This window comes from Myxococcus llanfairpwllgwyngyllgogerychwyrndrobwllllantysiliogogogochensis (assembly GCF_006636215.1).
GTDB classification, from domain to species: domain Bacteria; phylum Myxococcota; class Myxococcia; order Myxococcales; family Myxococcaceae; genus Myxococcus; species Myxococcus llanfairpwllgwyngyllgogerychwyrndrobwllllantysiliogogogochensis.
The window spans coordinates 21,678-38,600 of sequence record NZ_VIFM01000021.1; the positions used below are offsets into that span (position 1 = coordinate 21,678).

12 protein-coding genes are annotated in these 16,923 nt (G+C 70.0%); 8 read left to right on the forward strand and 4 right to left on the reverse strand.

All coding sequences use genetic code 11. From position 1 onward, the window contains the following. The first annotated feature begins 19 nt into the window (after window positions 1-19). The gene (locus FJV41_RS07590; RefSeq protein ID WP_141641746.1) at window positions 20-2,590 is read left to right on the forward strand and encodes a S8 family peptidase; all 2,571 of its coding nucleotides are present in this window, start codon (window positions 20-22) and stop codon (window positions 2,588-2,590) included. A gap of 66 nt (window positions 2,591-2,656) precedes the next feature. Here the strand turns inward: FJV41_RS07590 and FJV41_RS07595 are convergent, their stop codons facing one another. Further along, on the reverse strand, window positions 2,657-3,478 hold the full coding sequence (locus FJV41_RS07595; protein ID WP_141641747.1) for a metallophosphoesterase family protein: 822 nt from the start codon (window positions 3,476-3,478) through the stop codon (window positions 2,657-2,659). A 108-nt stretch (window positions 3,479-3,586) separates the two neighbouring features. Between FJV41_RS07595 and FJV41_RS07600 the strand changes: the two genes are divergently transcribed. After that, on the forward strand, window positions 3,587-4,177 hold the full coding sequence (locus FJV41_RS07600) for a biliverdin-producing heme oxygenase (RefSeq protein ID WP_246137068.1): 591 nt from the start codon (window positions 3,587-3,589) through the stop codon (window positions 4,175-4,177). 6 nt (window positions 4,178-4,183) lie between these two features. Here the strand turns inward: FJV41_RS07600 and FJV41_RS07605 are convergent, their stop codons facing one another. Next, complete coding sequence (locus tag FJV41_RS07605; protein WP_141641748.1) at window positions 4,184-4,741, reverse strand: DUF420 domain-containing protein; 558 nt, start codon at window positions 4,739-4,741, stop codon at window positions 4,184-4,186. A 170-nt stretch (window positions 4,742-4,911) separates the two neighbouring features. On the opposite strand from FJV41_RS07605, the gene FJV41_RS07610 reads away from it, so the two are divergent. The 6 genes from FJV41_RS07610 to FJV41_RS07635 all read left to right on the forward strand — a co-directional run bounded on the left by FJV41_RS07610 (window position 4,912) and on the right by FJV41_RS07635 (window position 14,879). After that, window positions 4,912-6,954, forward strand: coding sequence for a DUF1585 domain-containing protein (locus FJV41_RS07610; protein WP_141641749.1), 2,043 nt, complete (start codon window positions 4,912-4,914; stop codon window positions 6,952-6,954). Beyond that, complete coding sequence (locus FJV41_RS07615) at window positions 6,954-7,631, forward strand: hypothetical protein (protein WP_141641750.1); 678 nt, start codon at window positions 6,954-6,956, stop codon at window positions 7,629-7,631. The genes FJV41_RS07610 and FJV41_RS07615 overlap by 1 nt, the downstream gene beginning before the upstream one ends. A 17-nt stretch (window positions 7,632-7,648) precedes the next feature. Continuing rightward, the gene (locus FJV41_RS07620; RefSeq protein ID WP_141641751.1) at window positions 7,649-9,046 is read left to right on the forward strand and encodes a DUF1501 domain-containing protein; all 1,398 of its coding nucleotides are present in this window, start codon (window positions 7,649-7,651) and stop codon (window positions 9,044-9,046) included. 5 nt (window positions 9,047-9,051) lie between these two features. Further along, entirely contained in the window at window positions 9,052-10,617 is a 1,566-nt protein-coding gene (locus FJV41_RS07625; RefSeq protein ID WP_141641752.1) for a hypothetical protein, read from the forward strand. A 40-nt stretch (window positions 10,618-10,657) separates the two neighbouring features. After that, on the forward strand, window positions 10,658-14,398 hold the full coding sequence (locus tag FJV41_RS07630; RefSeq protein ID WP_141641753.1) for an FG-GAP-like repeat-containing protein: 3,741 nt from the start codon (window positions 10,658-10,660) through the stop codon (window positions 14,396-14,398). Between the two features lie 67 nt (window positions 14,399-14,465). Further along, complete coding sequence (locus FJV41_RS07635) at window positions 14,466-14,879, forward strand: hypothetical protein (protein ID WP_141641754.1); 414 nt, start codon at window positions 14,466-14,468, stop codon at window positions 14,877-14,879. A 10-nt stretch (window positions 14,880-14,889) separates the two neighbouring features. Here FJV41_RS07635 and FJV41_RS07640 read toward each other — a convergent pair whose 3' ends face one another. Further along, window positions 14,890-15,837 (reverse strand): DMT family transporter, encoded by a 948-nt coding sequence (locus FJV41_RS07640; RefSeq protein ID WP_141641755.1) that lies wholly within the window; start codon window positions 15,835-15,837, stop codon window positions 14,890-14,892. Between the two features lie 77 nt (window positions 15,838-15,914). Then, window positions 15,915-16,865: a non-homologous end-joining DNA ligase gene (gene ligD, locus FJV41_RS07645; protein ID WP_246137069.1), complete on the reverse strand. Its 951-nt coding sequence runs from the start codon at window positions 16,863-16,865 to the stop codon at window positions 15,915-15,917. Window positions 16,866-16,923: the final 58 nt, after the last annotated feature.

Genomic DNA, 16,923 nt, shown 5'->3' on the forward strand with positions numbered 1-16,923 from the left:
CTGGAGGGGGTTCTCTCGAATGCGTCGTCTATTGCTCGTCGGAATGTTGCTGCTCTCCGCCACGTCGTGTGACGAGGACGGCGGGGGCGGGCCTGATGCGAACTCCGGCACCGTCGCGGGGACGCTGACGCCGTTCCGCAGCAACGAGCAGTCCTCCGAGGGTGGAGTCTCCCGAGCCACCCACCTTCCCTTCGGCAAGGGCGTGCTGGCGCGGCTGAAGGACTCGATGCGCGGCGCGAAGGCACAGCGCGTGCGCCGCTCGGCGGTGGACCAGACGGACCCGGGCCTGCCCATCATCCCCGCGCCGCTGGGGCCGCCGCCCCTGGCACGCATCCCCCAGGAGGACCCGACCATCGCCGGTGACGTCGTGGTCCGCTTCGAGGAAGCGGACGTGTCACCCGAGCACGTGTTGTCCGCGACGGCGCTCCCGGGCTACCGCGTGGTGCACAAGGGCCATGCGAGCGAGTACCTGCACCTGGTGGGCTTCGAGGCGGAGGACGGCCACGCGGTGACGACGGACGAGACGCGTGAGCTGGTGTCGAAGCTCGCGGCGGTGCCGGGCGTGCGCTACACGGACCGCAACCTGCGCATGTACAAGACGGCCGTCCCCGACGACAAGGGCTACGGCCTCCAGTGGCACTACCCCACCATCAACCTGCCGGCCGCATGGGACATCGAGTTCGGCGCGGACGGCGTGGTGGTGGCGGTCATCGACACCGGCATCGTCTCGCACCCGGACCTCAACACCCACGTGGTGCAGGGCTACGACATGATTGCCGACCCGACCAACGCGGGTGACGGCAATGGCCGCGACCCGAATCCCCTGGACGAAGGGGGCGATGAGCCACAGGGCGGTTCGTCGTGGCATGGCTCGCACGTGGCGGGCACCGTGGCCGCGGTGACGAACAACGGCGTCGGCGTCGCGGGCGTGGCCTGGAACGCGCAGCTCCTGCCGGTGCGCGTGCTGGGCAACAAGGGCGGCAACAGCTTCGACATCGCGGCGGCCATCGCCTGGGCCACCGGAGGTGATGTGCCCGGCATCACCCAGCGCCCGGCCAGGGCCGCCAAGGTGGTGAACATGAGCCTGGGTGGCAGCGCGCCGCCGCAGCCGCTCTACCAGGACGCCATCGATGCCGCCGTCCGTCGCGGCGCCATCATCGTCGTCGCCGCCGGCAACGAGAACGTGGACGCCTCCAACAGCACGCCGTGCAACCAGGAGAACGTCATCTGCGTGGGCTCCACGGGCCTGTCGGGCCGGCGCAGCAGTTTCTCCAACTACGGTGCGCGCGTGGATGTGGTGGCCTCCGGCGGAGAAATGGTGGAGGACATCAACGGCGACGGCTACGCGGACGGCGTGTTGTCCACGGTGCTGGATGACAACCGGCAGCCCGCGTATGCCTTCTCCCAGGGCACCAGCATGGCGGCGCCGCACGTGGCCGGCGTGGTGGCGCTGCTGGCGGCGACCGCGGCCAAGCTGACCGCGGACCTCACGTCGAGCCAGGCGGAGAGCGCGCTGAAGACCACCGCGACGCCGATTCCCTCCTCGCTGTGCGCCGGAGGTTGTGGCGCGGGCCTCATCAACGCGCAGGCGGCGCTGCGGCGCATCCAGAGCACGGACCCGGCGTTGGAGCCGCCGAAGCTGAGCGTGTCGACGAGCACGCTCTTCTTCCGGCAGAGCGTCACGCAGCAGCTCACGCTGAGCAACGTGGGCGGCCGACAGGGCGGCGACTTGGTGGTGACGGCCACTGTTTCGGGCGCGCAGCAGTCGGCGGTGTCCTTCCCCGGGGGAAGCACCAAGACGGTGCCTGCCTACGGCTCGACGACGCTGGACGTGGCGGTGAACACGGCGGGCCTCGCGGATGGCGACTACGTGGTGAACCTCAACCTCGCGGGCTCCGGCGCGGCCGGCTCGGCGACGGTGGCGGTGAAGATTGGCGTGGGCACGTCGGACGACCTGGATGCCATTGTCGCCTTCGTCTGGCAGAACGCGCTGACGGGCGAGTGGGAGGCGGCCGAGGAGGCCATCACCGTGGCTCGCGCGTCGCGCGGATACGCCTACTCCCTCGAACTGGAGCCCAGGACCTACTACGCGCTGGCGACCATCGACGACGACGAGGACGGCGATTTGTTCGAGGACGGGGAGCGCACGGGCTTCTGGCGCAACGTCGACTCCTTCGAACCGCTCGACGTGGAGGCCGGTGACTCCACGCCCGGCATCAGCTTCGACCTGCTCCCGCTGGCGCCCATCGACGATGACCCGACGCTGGACGTGGGCGCGTCGTGCACGGATGACTCCGACTGTGCGGAGGGGTTCTGCAACACGAACTTCCCCGGAGGCTACTGCTCGCTCGTGTGCAACACGACGGCGTGCCCCGCGGGCTCGAAGTGCTACACGGTCAGTTCGTCGGGGTTGAAGAACTGCCTGGACAGCTGCTCCCGCCAGGTGGGCACCGGTCAGGGCGACTGTCGTTCGGGCTATGTCTGCTACAGCGACGGCACTGGCATTGGCGCGTGTCAGCCGAGCTGCATCGGCTCCGGCCTCAACTGCCTGGCTCCGGCCACATGTCGGAGCGACGGCTTCTGTCGCTGAGTCGCCGTCCGGGGCGAAGCGGGTTCCCGGTGAGGTCGACCGGGGACCGCGCGGCGCCTCACGTCTTCACGCGGACGGCTTCGCGCGTTCGAGCAGCACCGCGCGGCTGTCCACGTTGAGCACCTGGGCGCCGCCTGGGAGGGTGGCGAGCGGCGTCTCCCAGTGGGCATGGCCGCAGACCACCAACAGGTCCGCGCGCCTCTGCACGGACTCCCGGATGACGGGGCTGCCGCGCAGCCGCGTGCCCTCGACGTCCGGCCCCTGATGCAGCACCAGCACCTGTGGTGTCTCGCGCAGCGTCGCATCGAGCTGTCGCAGGAAGTCCGTCTCCCCGCGTCGGCCGGCCTTGTCCGGGTTGCCGATGATGCCACCCACGCCGCCCACGCGAAGGCCCTCCAGGTCCACCACCTCGCCGTCGAGCAGGTGGATGCCGGGGCGCTGCTGGAAGCGTACTTGCTCTCTCGCACCGCCGAACGTGTCGTGGTTGCCGGCCACGCCCACCACCCAGCGGAAGTGCTCGGCGAAGGCCTGCCAGACGGCGCGCACGTCACCGGAGGCGCCGCGCACATTCGCATTCGCTTCCGAGTACAGGTCTCCCGCGAGCACCACGCCGACGGTTCCCGGCTGGGGCAGCGTGCCCAGCTCACCAAGAATCGCCAGCTCATCGGCGAGCACTTCTCCGAGCAGCGCCACCGCGCCGTCCTGGAGTGCATGAGGAGCCACGCCCTGGAGGTCGGAGAGCACCAGCAGCGCGGCGACTTCATCCGGGAGAACATCCACCGTGCCGCGCAGCAGGGGGAACCACACGGTCTGGCTCCCACCCCGAGGCGCGGCGGATTGGTAGGGCCAGCTATGACACGGCACTTCATCGAGCGTCAGGATTCGCATGGCGCCCCGGTCGGCCGCCTCCCCGCGTTCCTGACAGGGAGCCCCGGCGGCGTTGGTTGGGATTTAGCCATTCCCTCCGAGCCCGGGTGGGGCCATCTTGGTTGAACCGTGTCCCTGCTGCCGCGACTCAAGACGGAAACCCGCCCCCACCACGAGCGCACCGAGTCCGCCGTGCGCTTGCTGGAGCCTGGACTGACGCTCCAGGGCTATCGCCGCCACCTGGAGGCGCTCCACGGCTTCCATCTGCCGGTGGAGGACCAGCTCACCGCACTGCTGGGAGCGGCGCTGCCCGGCCTGCGCCTTCAGGAGCGGGTGAAGGTGCCGTGGCTGGAAGCGGACCTGCGCGCGCTTGGTCACGACACGCCGTCGCTCGCGCGGCTGCCAGGGTGCCCGGAGCCACCGCTGCTGCTCGGTCTGCCCGAGGCGCTCGGGAGTTGCTACGTGCTGGAGGGCGCCACGCTCGGAGGCCAGCTCATCCTCCGACACCTGCGCCGCCACTTCGAGGGAACCCCCGCGGGCGACTTCGTCTTCTTCCGCGCCTACGGTGACGACGTGGGCCCCCGGTGGCGCGCCTTTGGCGAAGTGCTCACGCGCGCCTCCGTGGACGCGGCCGACCCTGCCTTCGATGACCGCGTGGTGAAGGGCGCCCAGGACACCTTCGACGCCTTCGAGCGCTGGCTCCGACGCGCGCTGCCCTGAGCGTCGCTACAGGGACGTCAGGCCGCCGCGCAGCATGAAGTACACCACCACGCCCGTCACCGACACGTACACCCAGATGGGCGCCAGCCACCGCGTCACCTTGCGGTGCCGGGGGAACTCCTTGCGCCACGCGAAGTAGAAGGCCACCAGCGCCATGGGCACGACACCCATGGACAGCAGCACATGGCTGGCCAGGATGCACAGGTACAGCCCTCTCCAGTCGCCCACGTAGCGCGTGTCTCCGTGCACGTAGTGGTAGGTGAGGTAGCAGACCAGGAACAGCGCCGACGCCGCGAAGGCCGCCACCATCAGGTACTGGTGCACGCGCCGCGCACCGCGCTTGATGGCCACCCAGCCGGCGATGAGCAGCGCCGCCGCCGTCGCGTTCAGGCTCGCGTTGACGGCCGGAAGGAAGCGCAAATCCACACCCTCCACGCCGTCGCGACGGCCCATCAGAATCCACGCGATGAAGGCGAGCGCGGCCGCGGAGACAACACCGGTGAAGACATAAAAAGCCCGGTCGCTCACTCGGGGCTGAAGCGGAGCAGAGGTGGCGTTCGACATGCGCCCTATCTCTCGCGACACGTCCGCCGATGCAACCAATGCAGTAGCGATACAACGCTGTGCCGACATGTCGGATGAAGCGTTCTGTTAGGCCGACTGGATCTTCTCCCTGTAATTCTTGCATACTCAGTCACGGTCGCCCCCGACTCCCCCCTCCACGGAGGTTCCCCGTGCTCCGCGAGCGTTGCCTTGCCATCCTGGCTGGCGCCGCCTTGTTCCTGGCTCTGCCAGCCTCCGCCGATGAGGCCGCTGTTTGCGCGCCCGTCGCGAAGGTCCCTCCTGAAAGACATCTGCGGCAGCTGACGCTCGACCTGCTCGGTCGGCCGCCCACTTGGGAGGAGTACAAGGCAGTCCAGGCGAAGGGCTCGGTGTCTGAAGAAGACATCCGCGCCATGATGAATGACGAGTTGTTCTACACGCGCGTGCGCAACTTCCACCGCGCCCTCCTGCGCTCGAACATCAGCGCGAGTGTCTTCGACAACGGCAACTCGCGCCTGGGTGGCAACGGCACCTCCACCCCCTTTGGTTTCGCGAACAATCCGTCCACGGCGCTGCGAGGCGTCAACGGCCAGTCCTGCAACGCCGATGTCGAGCAGAGCTCCTGCTTGACGACGATTCAGGACAAGCACGCAGCGCCGCTCACGGCGAAGCCGCGCACCAGTTGCACGGACGACATGGGCGTGCCCATGCCGGTCAGCTACGACTACGACACCAACTACTACACCTGCACGGAGCTGGCGGTCGAGACGAGCAACGCGCTGACGACCTGTGACCAACTGGCTGACTTGCCCGCGACCGATGCGTGGGGGCAGTACCGCTATTTCTGCGACAACCGTGTCGTCGGGGGCGCCGTGAAGTCGCACCTGTGCAAGCCCGACCGGCGTCCCGGCAAGCCTGGCGTCGCGCTGACGATTGAGACGAAGAACGCGAGCGGCCTGGTGGAGTCCTTCGACCATCCGGACCCCGCGTCCAAGCCGAGCCTCCTGACGCTCAAGCGCTGCACGCTGGACCTCGGCCTCAACAACAACATCAGGGGCTCCTTCGCGCCGATTCGCGGCTGCATCCAGCGCGAGGGCTACGTGACGAAGCCCGCACCCTACTGGGCCCCTGCGGGCTCGCCAGCGACGGTGAAGGTGTGCGCCATCGAAGCCCAGGAGCGCGACCACAACCCCTGGACGCGTGAGTCCTGTGAGACGGGCCGCTTCGCCAATGACCGCAGCTGCGGCTGCGGCGTGGGCATGCGCCGCTGCGGCGTGTCGAACATCGGCCTGACCACGGACCCGCTCTTCGTGCGCAACGTTCACGACATGCGCGTGGCCGCCTTCAACGAGGAACCGCTGCGCATCGCCGAGTCCGTCGTCCGCCGCGACGAGCCCTACTACAACATCCTCACCACGCGCCGCTCGTTCGTGAACGGCACCCTGTCGGAGTTCTACCGGCAGCGGCAGGGCGTGGGTGTCTTCAGCGCCACCGCGCCCGCGCCGCTGGAGTCGATTCCCGCCATCGCCTACACCGACGCCGCGAACTGGAAGGAATACACCCGGGATGAGTCGCACTCCGGCGTGCTGACGACGCCCGGGTTCCTCTACCGGTTCCCCACGCACCGGGCCCGCGTCTCCGAGTTCTACGAGGCGTTCCTCTGCAAGACCTTCGTGCCTGGCTCGGAGACGTCCCTGCCCGACCCCGAGGATTCCTGCAACCGGGAGAACAACCTGGCCAAGCGCTGTGGCTGCAACTACTGCCACGCCACCATCGAGCCCACCGGCGCCCACTGGGGCCGCTACGCCGAGCGCGCGGCGCAGTTCCTGCCGGCCAACCAGTTCCCGCGCTTCGACCCGAAGTGCCGCGACTGCGCCATCAACGGCGACACCAACTGTGGCGGCGAGTGCTCCCAGTACGTCATGCAGGCGTACGACGGTGACGGCGCCAGCAGCCTCGGCCTGCTCAAGACGTACCTGTACCGCACGGCCGACGAGGAGCAGAACATCGAGGCGGGTCCGCGACTGCTCGTGGAGCGCATGTACCAGTCGGGTGAGCTGGAGCGCTGCACGGTGAAGCGGGTCTGGAACGAGTTCCTGGGCCGCCCGATGACGGCGGAGGAGCAGCGGATGTACCTGGCGCCGCTCGCCAGCGACTTCGCCAAGAGTGGCCACCGCTTCAAGTCGCTCATCGAGCGCGTGGTGACGACCGACGCCTACCGGAGGATTGACTGATGCGCCGCTCGCTCCTGATCGCCGCGTTGCTCACGCTGAGCGCCGGCTGCAACAAGTCCACCGAGGAGAAGCCCGGCCCCACCCTGGACGGGCAGCTCGAACCGGTCGCCAACCCCCACCAGCCCGGGGACTTCGACCCGCTGCCGGACCCGGAAGCGCAGGGCGGTAGCGTGGGCCGCGCCCCGCGCCGGCTCACCGTCGCCCAGCTCGACGCCGCCATCCTGGAGGCCGTCGGCCGCCGCTGGGTGAACGGTGGCGACGGCATCGACGCGCGCGCCTCGTCCCTGGGCCGCGCCGACTTCGCCCTCGTCTCCAGCGAGAACACCGAGCCCAACCTGGTGTTCGCCAAGTTCCTGGAGGATGGCGCGCGCTTCGTGTGCATCGCCCAGGCGGGTGATGAAGTGAAGCAGGCGGATGCCTCCAAGCGCACGCTGTCGCGCACGCTGCCGGGCACCTGGGATGACCTGCGCAAGCTGACGGACGCCCAGGTGCGAGAGTTCCTCGTCTACAACTCCCTGCGCTTCTGGGGTGCGCCCCTGGAAGGCGAGGAGCTGACGAAGTGGGTCGGTTTCTTCACCCAGGCCGCGGCCCGGGCGGAGACGGCCAAGCGGCGCTCGGACGCGCTGGCGGTGATGTGCATCGCCATGCTGACCGACGCGCGGTTCATCACCTACTGAAGCTCGGAGTGACTTCGATGAAGAAGAATCGACTCGACGAGAACCACCGTCCCGAGCGCCGCACCTTCCTCAAGGCCGCGGCCGGCTTCATGGGCTCCACGCTGCTGGGCGGGCTGCCCTTCCGTTCCTTCGCGCAGGCGGCCTCTCTGGCCCCGGCCGACCGCTGCTTCGTCTTCGTGTACTTCAACGGCGGCTGGGACCAGTTGCTCGCCTTCGACCCGAAGGACCCGGACGAGTTCACCCCGGACCGCGCGGCGGAGACGCGCATCCTGCCCGGCTACAACCTCATCAACGACACGCGCTTCTCCGCCATCCCCCTTCGTCCGGAGAAGCCGGGCGTGGGCCGGTCCAACATCGACTTCGGTCCCGCGGTGGGAGACCTGTCGAAGCACTTCGACCGGATGACGGTGGTGCGCGGCATCAACATGAACACGCTGGGCCACGAGGTGGGCTACCGCTACTTCCTCACGGGGAAGATGCCCATCGGTAGCGCGGCGCGTGGCTCCTCCACGGCGACGGAAATCGTGGGGCAGATGAAGCCCCGCGTGCCCATCTCCAACATCGCGTTCAACGTGGAGTCGTACAACGACCGCTACCCCGGCTACGCCAACGCGCTGCGCGTCAGCCGCAAGGACGACCTGCTGCTCACGCTCAAGCCCAGCTCTCAGTTGCTGGACAGCGAAATCGAGAAGCAGCTGGTCGACTTCCGGGGCCAGCCCATCACCTGCGAGGAGGCCGCCTACGGCGCTCGCGGCGTGGGCACCACGTACCAGAACAGCCGGGACCAGATGCAGCAGGTGATGGCCCAGCGGCTCGAGGAGTCGTTCAAGTTCGACGCGAAGACCCCGGAGATGGCGGCGGTCCGGGCACACTATGGCCTGCCAGATAACGGCAACTACGATACCGAGGCGGGACGTGCCGCCATGGTGGCCACCGCGCTCAAGAAGGGCATTGCCCAGTGCCTCACCATCAACCTCACGGGCGGCCTGGACACGCACTTCGGCACGCAGCTCACCCACGCCAACAACCAGCGCCGGGGTTTCGACGCGCTGTCCGACCTGGTGGATGACCTGATCGCCTCCCCCCACCCGGCGGGCGATAGCTTCATGGACCACACCACCATCATGGTGTTCTCCGAGTTCTCCCGCACGCCGCTCATCAACAGCGCGGGCGGCCGGGACCACCACATCTCCAACTCCTGCATGCTCATGGGCGCGGGCGTGAAGCACAACTACGTCTTCGGCAAGAGCGGAGACATTGGCATGTCGCCCGGCACGTTCGACCTGCGCACCGGAGCCATCGACCCTCGGGGTGAGAACATCTTCCCCGAGCACATCATCGCCACGGTGCTGGCGTCGGCGGGCCTGGACTACAGCATCACCCGCGTGGAGCCCCTTCGCACCATCCTCGCCTGAACCGCATGCGCACCCATCCCCGAGCCCCCCGGGAGATGGACGAGGGGCGGTCCGCCGCCCCCGTTCTTCTTCGTCTCCTTCCCCTCTGCGCCGCCGTCCTCCTCACCGCGTGCGGCGACGACTCCCTCCCGTTGGACAGGCCCCGGCCCGTCTCCTTCCGGCCCACCGAGGTCCGGTCGAAGACGGCGCTGGCGTCGGCTCCGGGCTTCGCGGACCAGGCCGGTGGCGGCATCTTCGCCAACACCACCGGCACCGTCGTCCGCATCCGGTTGGATGGCTCGTTGGGGGCCCTGGCGCCCCACCCGGGCAACAGCGCCGAGCTGGGCACGGTCAACGCCGTGTTCCGCATGGGGCCGCACAGCGCGCTGGTGGAGGCGCGGAACGGCCTCTTCCTCGCCGAGTCGGGGTGGCTCATCTCCCCGCCGTGGCGTGACGCGCTGGGCCTGGGCATCACCGCGACCACGCAGTCCTCGGATGGCGCGGTGTGGCTGGCGCATCCCACGGGCCTGTTCCAGCTGCGCGACGGCACGCTGTCCGCGCTGAAGGTGAAGGGCGAGGCGCTCACCGGCATCACCGCGCTGGCCGCGGCGCCGACGGGCGAGGGCTCCGCGGGCGTGTGGTTCCTGCGCGACGGCAAGCTGCACGTCGCGGTGGCCACCAGCCTGGTGCACTTCGACGTGCGCGAGGCGGGCGCTCCCTTGGAGGAGGGCGAGGTGGTGGAGTCGCTGGCCGGACTGGGCCCGGGCCTTGGCACCTCCGGAGAGCTGTGGCTGCTCACCAACCAGGGCCTGCTGCGTCGGCCGAGGGAAGGCTGGCGGCGCGTGACGCTGCCGCAGCGGCCGGTGCAACTGCTCGCGTCGGGCCGCTTCCTGTGGGTGAAGTCGAGCGACGCGCTGCTCCTGTACGACGCGGACGCGAACGAGTGGGGCCTGGCGCAGGGCATCGACACGCGTGAGTTCCGCTTCCTGTCCGCGGACGAGAGTGGCTGCGCGTGGGTGCAGCTGGGCGGCGAGACGGTGGCGGTGAGCCGCTCGCCGGCGCCGCGCGTGACGGGCCTGCACCAGGGCATGCAGGTGGTGGAGGACGGGCTCGTGGTGCGCGCGGTGATGCCCACGGGCGTGGAGCCAGACTCCGTCGTCTTCCAGCTGGGCGGCGTGGAGGTCCCCGCCATGGGAGAAGGACCTGTGTACAGCCTGGGGGGCCAGGAGGCGGACGGCACCCCGAAGCCGTACTCCTTCGCGGGCCTGGAGGCGGGACGCCAGGCGCTCGGCGTGGTGGCGCGCTTCCTGGATGGCACCGAAGCCAAACGCCTGGTGCCGTTCGACTACCAGCCCGTGAGCACCGTGGCGCTGAGCTGGGCGACGGACATCCAGCCCATCCATGTGTCGCGCTGCGAGAAGTGCCACGCCACCGGCCCCGGCCGGGCGCTCAACACGTACGAGTTGTGGAAGGAGAACGCGGCGCTCATCACCGCCGCGGTGAGAGACCAGCGCATGCCCGCGGATGGGCCGTTGGACCCTCAGCTCATCTCCCTCATCCAGCGCTGGGCCGCGTCCGGCGCGAAGCCCTGAAGCCCCCGTCGCACCCGCCTGACTCCCCTCGAGGCACACCATGATTCGATTCCCTCGCGTGGCCCCCCTCCTCGCGCTCCTCGTCACGGCCTGCTCCGATGACCTGGACCCCGCGCGTGAGAACGAGCCACCTCCGGAGGTGGACCAGTGCACGGGCCTGGCCCCGCTGGCTTTGCGCGCCGAGCCCGCCCGGGTTCGCGTGGGCAGCCCGGTGTCGCTGGTGGCCACCGGTGGCAGCGGCCAGTACCGCTACACGCTGGAGGACGGGGGCTCGTCCGGTGAGCTGCGCGCGTCGCGCTTCATCGCGGGGCACACCCCGGGCACCGACACGCTGGTGGTGGAGGACGCCCGCTGCCCGGGTGATGCCCGCACCACGCTGGAGGTGCTGGCCCTCTTCGACATCGCGCCGGCGCGGGCGCAACTGCGGCCGGGCACGTCCTTCCAGGTGTCGACGAAGGGACTGCTGGGCACGGCCACATACAACCTGACGCAGAACCTCTCTGGCGGCACGCTCACCGCCGAAGGGCGCTACACGGCGGGCCCCACCGAGGGGCTGGACCTCATCACCGTGCGCGACTCGCAGACGGGTGACGAGGCCATCCTCCAGTACGACGTGAGCAAGGCGGCCCGGCTCGGTGGCGCGCCCGCGTTCCTCGCGGTGCCCTCGGGCTCGTCCGTGCCGCTGGCCACGCGCGGTGGCAGCGACACGGTGGTGTGGACGAAGGTGTCGGGCCCCGGGACGATTGCCGCGGGGCGCATCGGCTTCCTGGCGGGCGACACGGGCGCGGCGGTGCTGGAGGCGTCGGACCCCTTCACTGGAGACAAGGCGTCGGTGACGGTGGTGGTGCTGGACGAGCTGACGCGGCCGGGTCTGGCGCATGGCCGGCTCACGGATGCCGCCACGATGGTGACGGCGGACTTCGACGGTGACGGCACGCTGGACCTCGCGGTGGGCCAGCGCGAGAGCGACATGGGCCGGCCCACGGGCGGCGCCGTGTTCATCTACAAGGGCGGCACGGGCGGGTTGGAAGCGCAGCCGCTGTGGGTGCTCACGGGCGACACGGACACCGCGCAGTTCGGCGACGCACTGGCCGCGGGCGACTTGGACGGTGACGGGCGCGCGGAACTGGTGGTGTCCTCGCCGGGCGCGGACGTGGCGACGAGCAACGCGGGCGCCGTGTACCTCTACACCTTCAAGGGAGGCGCCCCCGCGCCGCTGCGCCTGCAGCTCGCCGGCCTGCTGCGGGATGCCGCGTTCGGCGCGGGCCTGTCCGTGGCGGACCTCGATGGCGACGGCAAGGTGGACCTGGTGGTGGGCTCGCCAGCGGGAGACCTGGCGCCCAGCGGCACCATCCGCGCGCGCGGCACCGTGGACATCTACCTGGCCACGGCCAGCGCCCCCGTTCCGGATTTGCCCACCCTCCGCCTGGGTGGCTCGGACCTGACGAAGGACGGCGTGCCCATGGCGCGCACGGGCTCGGACCTGGGCCGCGCGCTGGTGACGGCGGACTTCAACAAGGATGGGCGGCTGGACATCGCCGCGCTCAGCCGCGTGTCCCGCTACACCGCGGAAGGCGCCGTCTCCGGTACGCAGGTGGCCATCTCCGTCTTCTTCGCGCGCTCCGAGGGGATTCGCTTTCGGGCGAGCCCGGACGTGTATGTGCTGCCCGCGAACCTCGCGGACTCCAATGAGGGCACGTGGCGGCTGGCCGCCATCGCGGGTGACGGCACGCGTCCGCCGTTGTTGATGGCGGTGGCGGACCGCGCGGACTCGCCGGACCTGAGCGCCAGTGGGGGTGTGCGCTCAGGAGCGGACGCGGGCGGCGCGCTGCTGTTCGACCTGAGTGCCTATGCGCCCACCGGCGACCCGGCGACCACGCCGCCGCAGGTGAAGCGCGAGGAGGCCTTCGCGCGCATCTACGGTGACGCGGCCGGTGTCGTCGCGGGCCGCAGCTTCGCGGTGCTCGATGTGGACGGCACGCCGGGGCCCGAGCTGGTGCTGGGCGCGCCGTATGCCGCGCCGCCCGGGCCGAGCAACACCACGCTGCGCTTTGGCGGCAAGGTGCTGGTGTATCCCTTGTCGACGCTGACGAAGGGCGCCGTCATCAACAAGTCGCTGACCGCGCTCAATGGCATGGCGAAGTCGGACACCCTGGGCTCGGGCCTGGCGGTGTGGCGCCTGCCGGACGGTGAATCGCTGGCGGCCTTCTCTGGCCGAGCCTCGTCGGACCAGGGGGCCTTCACCGGCCGCGTGGAGCTGTTCCGCCGAGGGGGCGCCTCGCTGGTGGAGTGGGCGCGCACCAGCGCCAACGTGCCGGCGAAGCCCAGCGTGGAGCGCGTGGGTGAGCAGGTGGCCGTGGCCGTGGGGCCCAAGGGCGCGGTGGCGCTGCTGGGAGCGCCGGGCTGGTCGGGTCCGGGAGCCAACGGCGATGGTGATGCGATGTCCATTGGCCGGGCATATGTGCGCGAGGTGGCTCGGACCGCCCCCGCCGTGGTGGCCGAGGAGGGCGCGCCTTCCCCGCACAAGGCGGGGCGCACCGTGGGCGCGGACGTGGCCTTCACGGACTTCGACGGGGACAAGCGACCGGACTTGGTGGTGGGCGCCCCAGGCTTCGTCGTGCCGGCCAGCAACAACGCGGAGCTGGCCGCGACCTATCAGACGGTTCGACCGGAGTGTGTCACCACGGCCAACCAGTCGGTGGGCGGCGTGTTTGTATCGCTGGGGCAGCCGGACGGTTCGTTCAAGCCCGCCTATCGCTTGTGGGCGCCGCTGCAGATCGCCACCTGCGTGCCGGAGACGGACGCGAAGTGCAAGCGCTCGGCGCTGGGCCGCGGGTTGGTGGGCGGCTTCGACTTCAATGGGGATCGCAAGGAGGACGTGGGCGTGCTGCGGGACAGGGGCATGGAGGTGTTCCTGGGCCGGCCTCCGGACGAAGCGTCGCTGACGAAGCTCACCATGACGTGTGACCCCGTCTACTCGTGGCCCTCCGAGGCCATTCAGACGAGCGCGCCGACGTCGCTGGGGGATATCAACGGGGACAGCTGCGACGACCTCGCGTGGCGGTACGCGGAGGGCAGCCGCTCGGGCGTGGCCATCCTCTTCGGCTACGACGCGGGCGGTGTGCGCTGCAGCGGGCGCACCACGCCGACCGTGTGGCGCATCGCGGGCGACAGCGAGGTGCAGCTCAACAACATCGGCCTGGGACTGGCCATCACCCGCGCGGGCAAGGTCATGCGCAACGCGGGCGGCACGACGGGAGACGGGCGGGACTTCCTGGCCATCAGCGCCACCGCGGTGCCGTTCAACGGCGTCACGCAGCCCGTGGTGCTGCTCTTCGACATCGCGCAGCTCACCACGGTGATGGCGACGCTCCCATCGCGGAACAGGCCGTTCGTGCTGGGCGCCTTCGGCGACGACCTGACGCCGGTGGTGGTGGTCCACAAGTCGCGCGCGGTGGGCTTCGGCACTGCGCTGGCGGGCAACGTGGACCTGTCTGGCGACAATGTCCCTGACCTGGTGGTGAGCGCGCCGGGCTCCTCCGAGGCCTCGGATGGTGGTGGCGCCGTGTTCGTCTACGCGGGTGCGCCCAACCTGGGCGGCGCGCTCTCGCCGTACTTCACCGTCGTGGGTGATGGCGCCGAGCGAGCCCAACTGGGACAGGACCTCGCGCTCGTGCCGGGCTCGGGCGGAACCCCGCCAACGATGGTTATCGGTGCTCCCCGGAGCTTCCGGACAGGCACGCAGAACGGGACAGCGTTCGCGCTGCCGCTGCGCTTCTAGTTCGGGGGCCATTGGGAACCGCGGGCGGCCGGGCCTATCCTGGGCCCGGCCTCATCGCGGGAGTCTCATGGCAAGGGATTGGGAGCAGGAGTGGAGCCACGGCGAGCAACGCGCGTGGCTGGAAGCGCCGGACATCCTCTGGGCGCGCTTCCGGGGCGCCATCACCGAGGACACGTCGCGCTGGTCCTGTGGCCTCTACAAGACGCTGTCAGCCGAGGGGCGCTTCTACCTGGCGGCGGACATCACCGACTCGCAGCTCAGTCCGGAGTCGCGCCGCTACCTGGTGGACCACGCGAAGGCGGACTGGTTCCTGGGCATCGTCTACATCGGCGCGGCGCTGGAGCAGAAGGCCACCACCAAGAGCCTGATGGTGGGCTCCATGCTCAGCGGTGGGCGTCCGCTGGACGTGCGCTACGTGGACACGCTCGACGAGGCCCGCGCGTGGGTTCAGGAGCACCGCGCGCTGAACGCCTCGCGTTGACGCCAGCGCTTCAGCTCGGAGTGCCCTCGTCGGTGGGACGTGGCGTGGCTTCCTTCGGCAGCACGTTGGCCAGCGCGGCGCCTCCGAGGATGAGGGCGCCGCCCACGACGAGTGACAGGGTGAAGGGCTCGCCGAGGAAGGCGACGCCCAGCACCACCGCCACCAGCGTGTCGAGCAGGGCCATGGCGCCCAGCGCGGTGAGGGAGATTCGCGGCAAGAGCCAGTAGAGGCACAGGTACGTGAAGGCCGTGCCGAACACCGCCAGATAGAAGACGGCGCCCATCGCGCGCGGCGTCCAGTTCCCCGGCGAGTCCGCCTCCAGCAGGAAGGAGAGCGCGAGCAGGGGCACCGCGCTGCTGAGCGTCTGGCCGAAGACGAGCACCTGCGCGGGGACGTGCGACATGTAGCGCCGGGCCAGCACGTTGGCCACGGCGATGATCGCCACGGCCACCAGCGTCATCACGACGCCGAGCAGCACCTTGCCGGACAGCGCGAGCCCCTCGACGCCCGAGGAATGGAGCACCACCACGCCCACCGCGCCCAGGCTCGCCGCGAGCAGCTTGCCCGGCGTCAGGGGCTGGTCCGGCATCAGCACGCGGCCGATGAGCAGCAGCCACAGCGGGAAGGTGGAGAACAGCAGCGCGGCCCAACTGGAGGGAATCCACTGCTGTGCGAAGAAGAGCAGACCGAAGGGCACGGCGAGCTGGAGCAGTCCCAGCGCGGCGATGCGACCTCCGGTGCGCGCGTCCACCCGTCCCCGCGAGCGCGCGAAGGGCAGGAGGAAGAGGCCCGCCACCAACATGCGGGTGCCGAGGAAGCGCAGCGGCGGCAGGTCTTCCAGCCCCACCTTCACCACGGACCAGGTCGAGCCCCACAGGATGAAACACGTGCAGTAGGCGAGGGCGACCTTGAGCGAGCCAGCCGGCTTCACGGTGCCGGATGCGGTGGCGGAGTCCATGGTGGCGTCGCCTTAGCACCCGTTCCGGGCACATGCACTGAGCGCATCATGCGCGCGGGAGAGCAGGCGACCGGGCGTCAGTCCGGCAACTTCTGCGAGTGCTTCAGCGCCGGGGCGAACAGGTCCCCCACGGCATCCAGGCGCCTCTTCAGCGTGCGGAGGTTGAAGCGCGCGGGGTCCAGTCTCCGCGTCACCTCGCTCCATTTCAGGGGCGCGGAGAAGGGAGCGGCCTCGCGTGCGCGCAGCGAGTAGGGCGCGACCACCGTCTTGCCGCGCGCGTTCTGTCCCGCGTCCAGATAGAGCCGTCCCTTGCGCGCGCTGATGCTTCGCGTGGTGGTGGCCAGGTCCCCCAGCCGTGCCTCCAGCGCGTGGGCCAGTTGGTTCGCATGGGCCTGGACTTTCGCGTAGGTGTGCCCAGGGCCCAGCGGTATCAGGACATGCAGGCCGCGTTTGCCGGAGGTCTTCGGGTAGCTCTCCAGGCCCTGGTCCTCCAGCAGCTCACGAAGCGCGAGCGCCGTCGTCACGACGTCCGACCAGCCGCCCTCGCCCGGGTCCAGGTCCATCACCAGGAAGTCCGGCTGCGAGAGCTTGGGTGCATGGCTCAGCCACATGTGGAGCGTGAGCGCGGACTGGTTGGCGAGCCAGAGCAGGGGCTCCTCGCCGTTCACATTCACGTGGCGCAGCGTCTTGTCCACATGGCGGACGCGCAGCGTGGGCACCCATGCAGGGGTGCCGGACAGCTCGTGTCGGAAGAAGCCGGGGGCCTCGATGCCAGCGGGCCACTGCTGCACGGAGATGGGTCGGTCCGTGAGGATGGGGACCAGCAGCGGCGCCACCTCGCGGTAGTAGGCGAAGACGTCCGCCTTCGTCAGTCCGCTGCGCGCGAAGAGGACACGGTCGCCATGGGAGAGCTTCGCGCGCCCGGACTCCGGGGCCTCACGATGTTCGGGCGCGGAGGTCCGCGCCGCCTGCGCTCTGGGCGCACGGAGCGCTCCCGTGGTGCGGGGGCGTGCATTGGGGCGGTTCACGTCCCAACGGTTGGCATCCGGGGAACCTGTCGCAATGTCGGGCGCGCCTGGGGGCATG

Coding starts and splice junctions, on each gene's coding strand:
- FJV41_RS07595 (WP_141641747.1), bottom strand. CDS start 3,478: ATGCGAATCCTGACGCTCGATGAAGTGCCGTGTCATAGCTGGCCCTAC.
- FJV41_RS07630 (WP_141641753.1), top strand. CDS start 10,658: ATGATTCGATTCCCTCGCGTGGCCCCCCTCCTCGCGCTCCTCGTCACG.
- FJV41_RS07635 (WP_141641754.1), top strand. CDS start 14,466: ATGGCAAGGGATTGGGAGCAGGAGTGGAGCCACGGCGAGCAACGCGCG.
- FJV41_RS07640 (WP_141641755.1), bottom strand. CDS start 15,837: ATGGACTCCGCCACCGCATCCGGCACCGTGAAGCCGGCTGGCTCGCTC.
- FJV41_RS07605 (WP_141641748.1), bottom strand. CDS start 4,741: ATGTCGAACGCCACCTCTGCTCCGCTTCAGCCCCGAGTGAGCGACCGG.
- FJV41_RS07620 (WP_141641751.1), top strand. CDS start 7,649: ATGAAGAAGAATCGACTCGACGAGAACCACCGTCCCGAGCGCCGCACC.
- FJV41_RS07615 (WP_141641750.1), top strand. CDS start 6,954: ATGCGCCGCTCGCTCCTGATCGCCGCGTTGCTCACGCTGAGCGCCGGC.
- FJV41_RS07590 (WP_141641746.1), top strand. CDS start 20: ATGCGTCGTCTATTGCTCGTCGGAATGTTGCTGCTCTCCGCCACGTCG.
- FJV41_RS07625 (WP_141641752.1), top strand. CDS start 9,052: ATGCGCACCCATCCCCGAGCCCCCCGGGAGATGGACGAGGGGCGGTCC.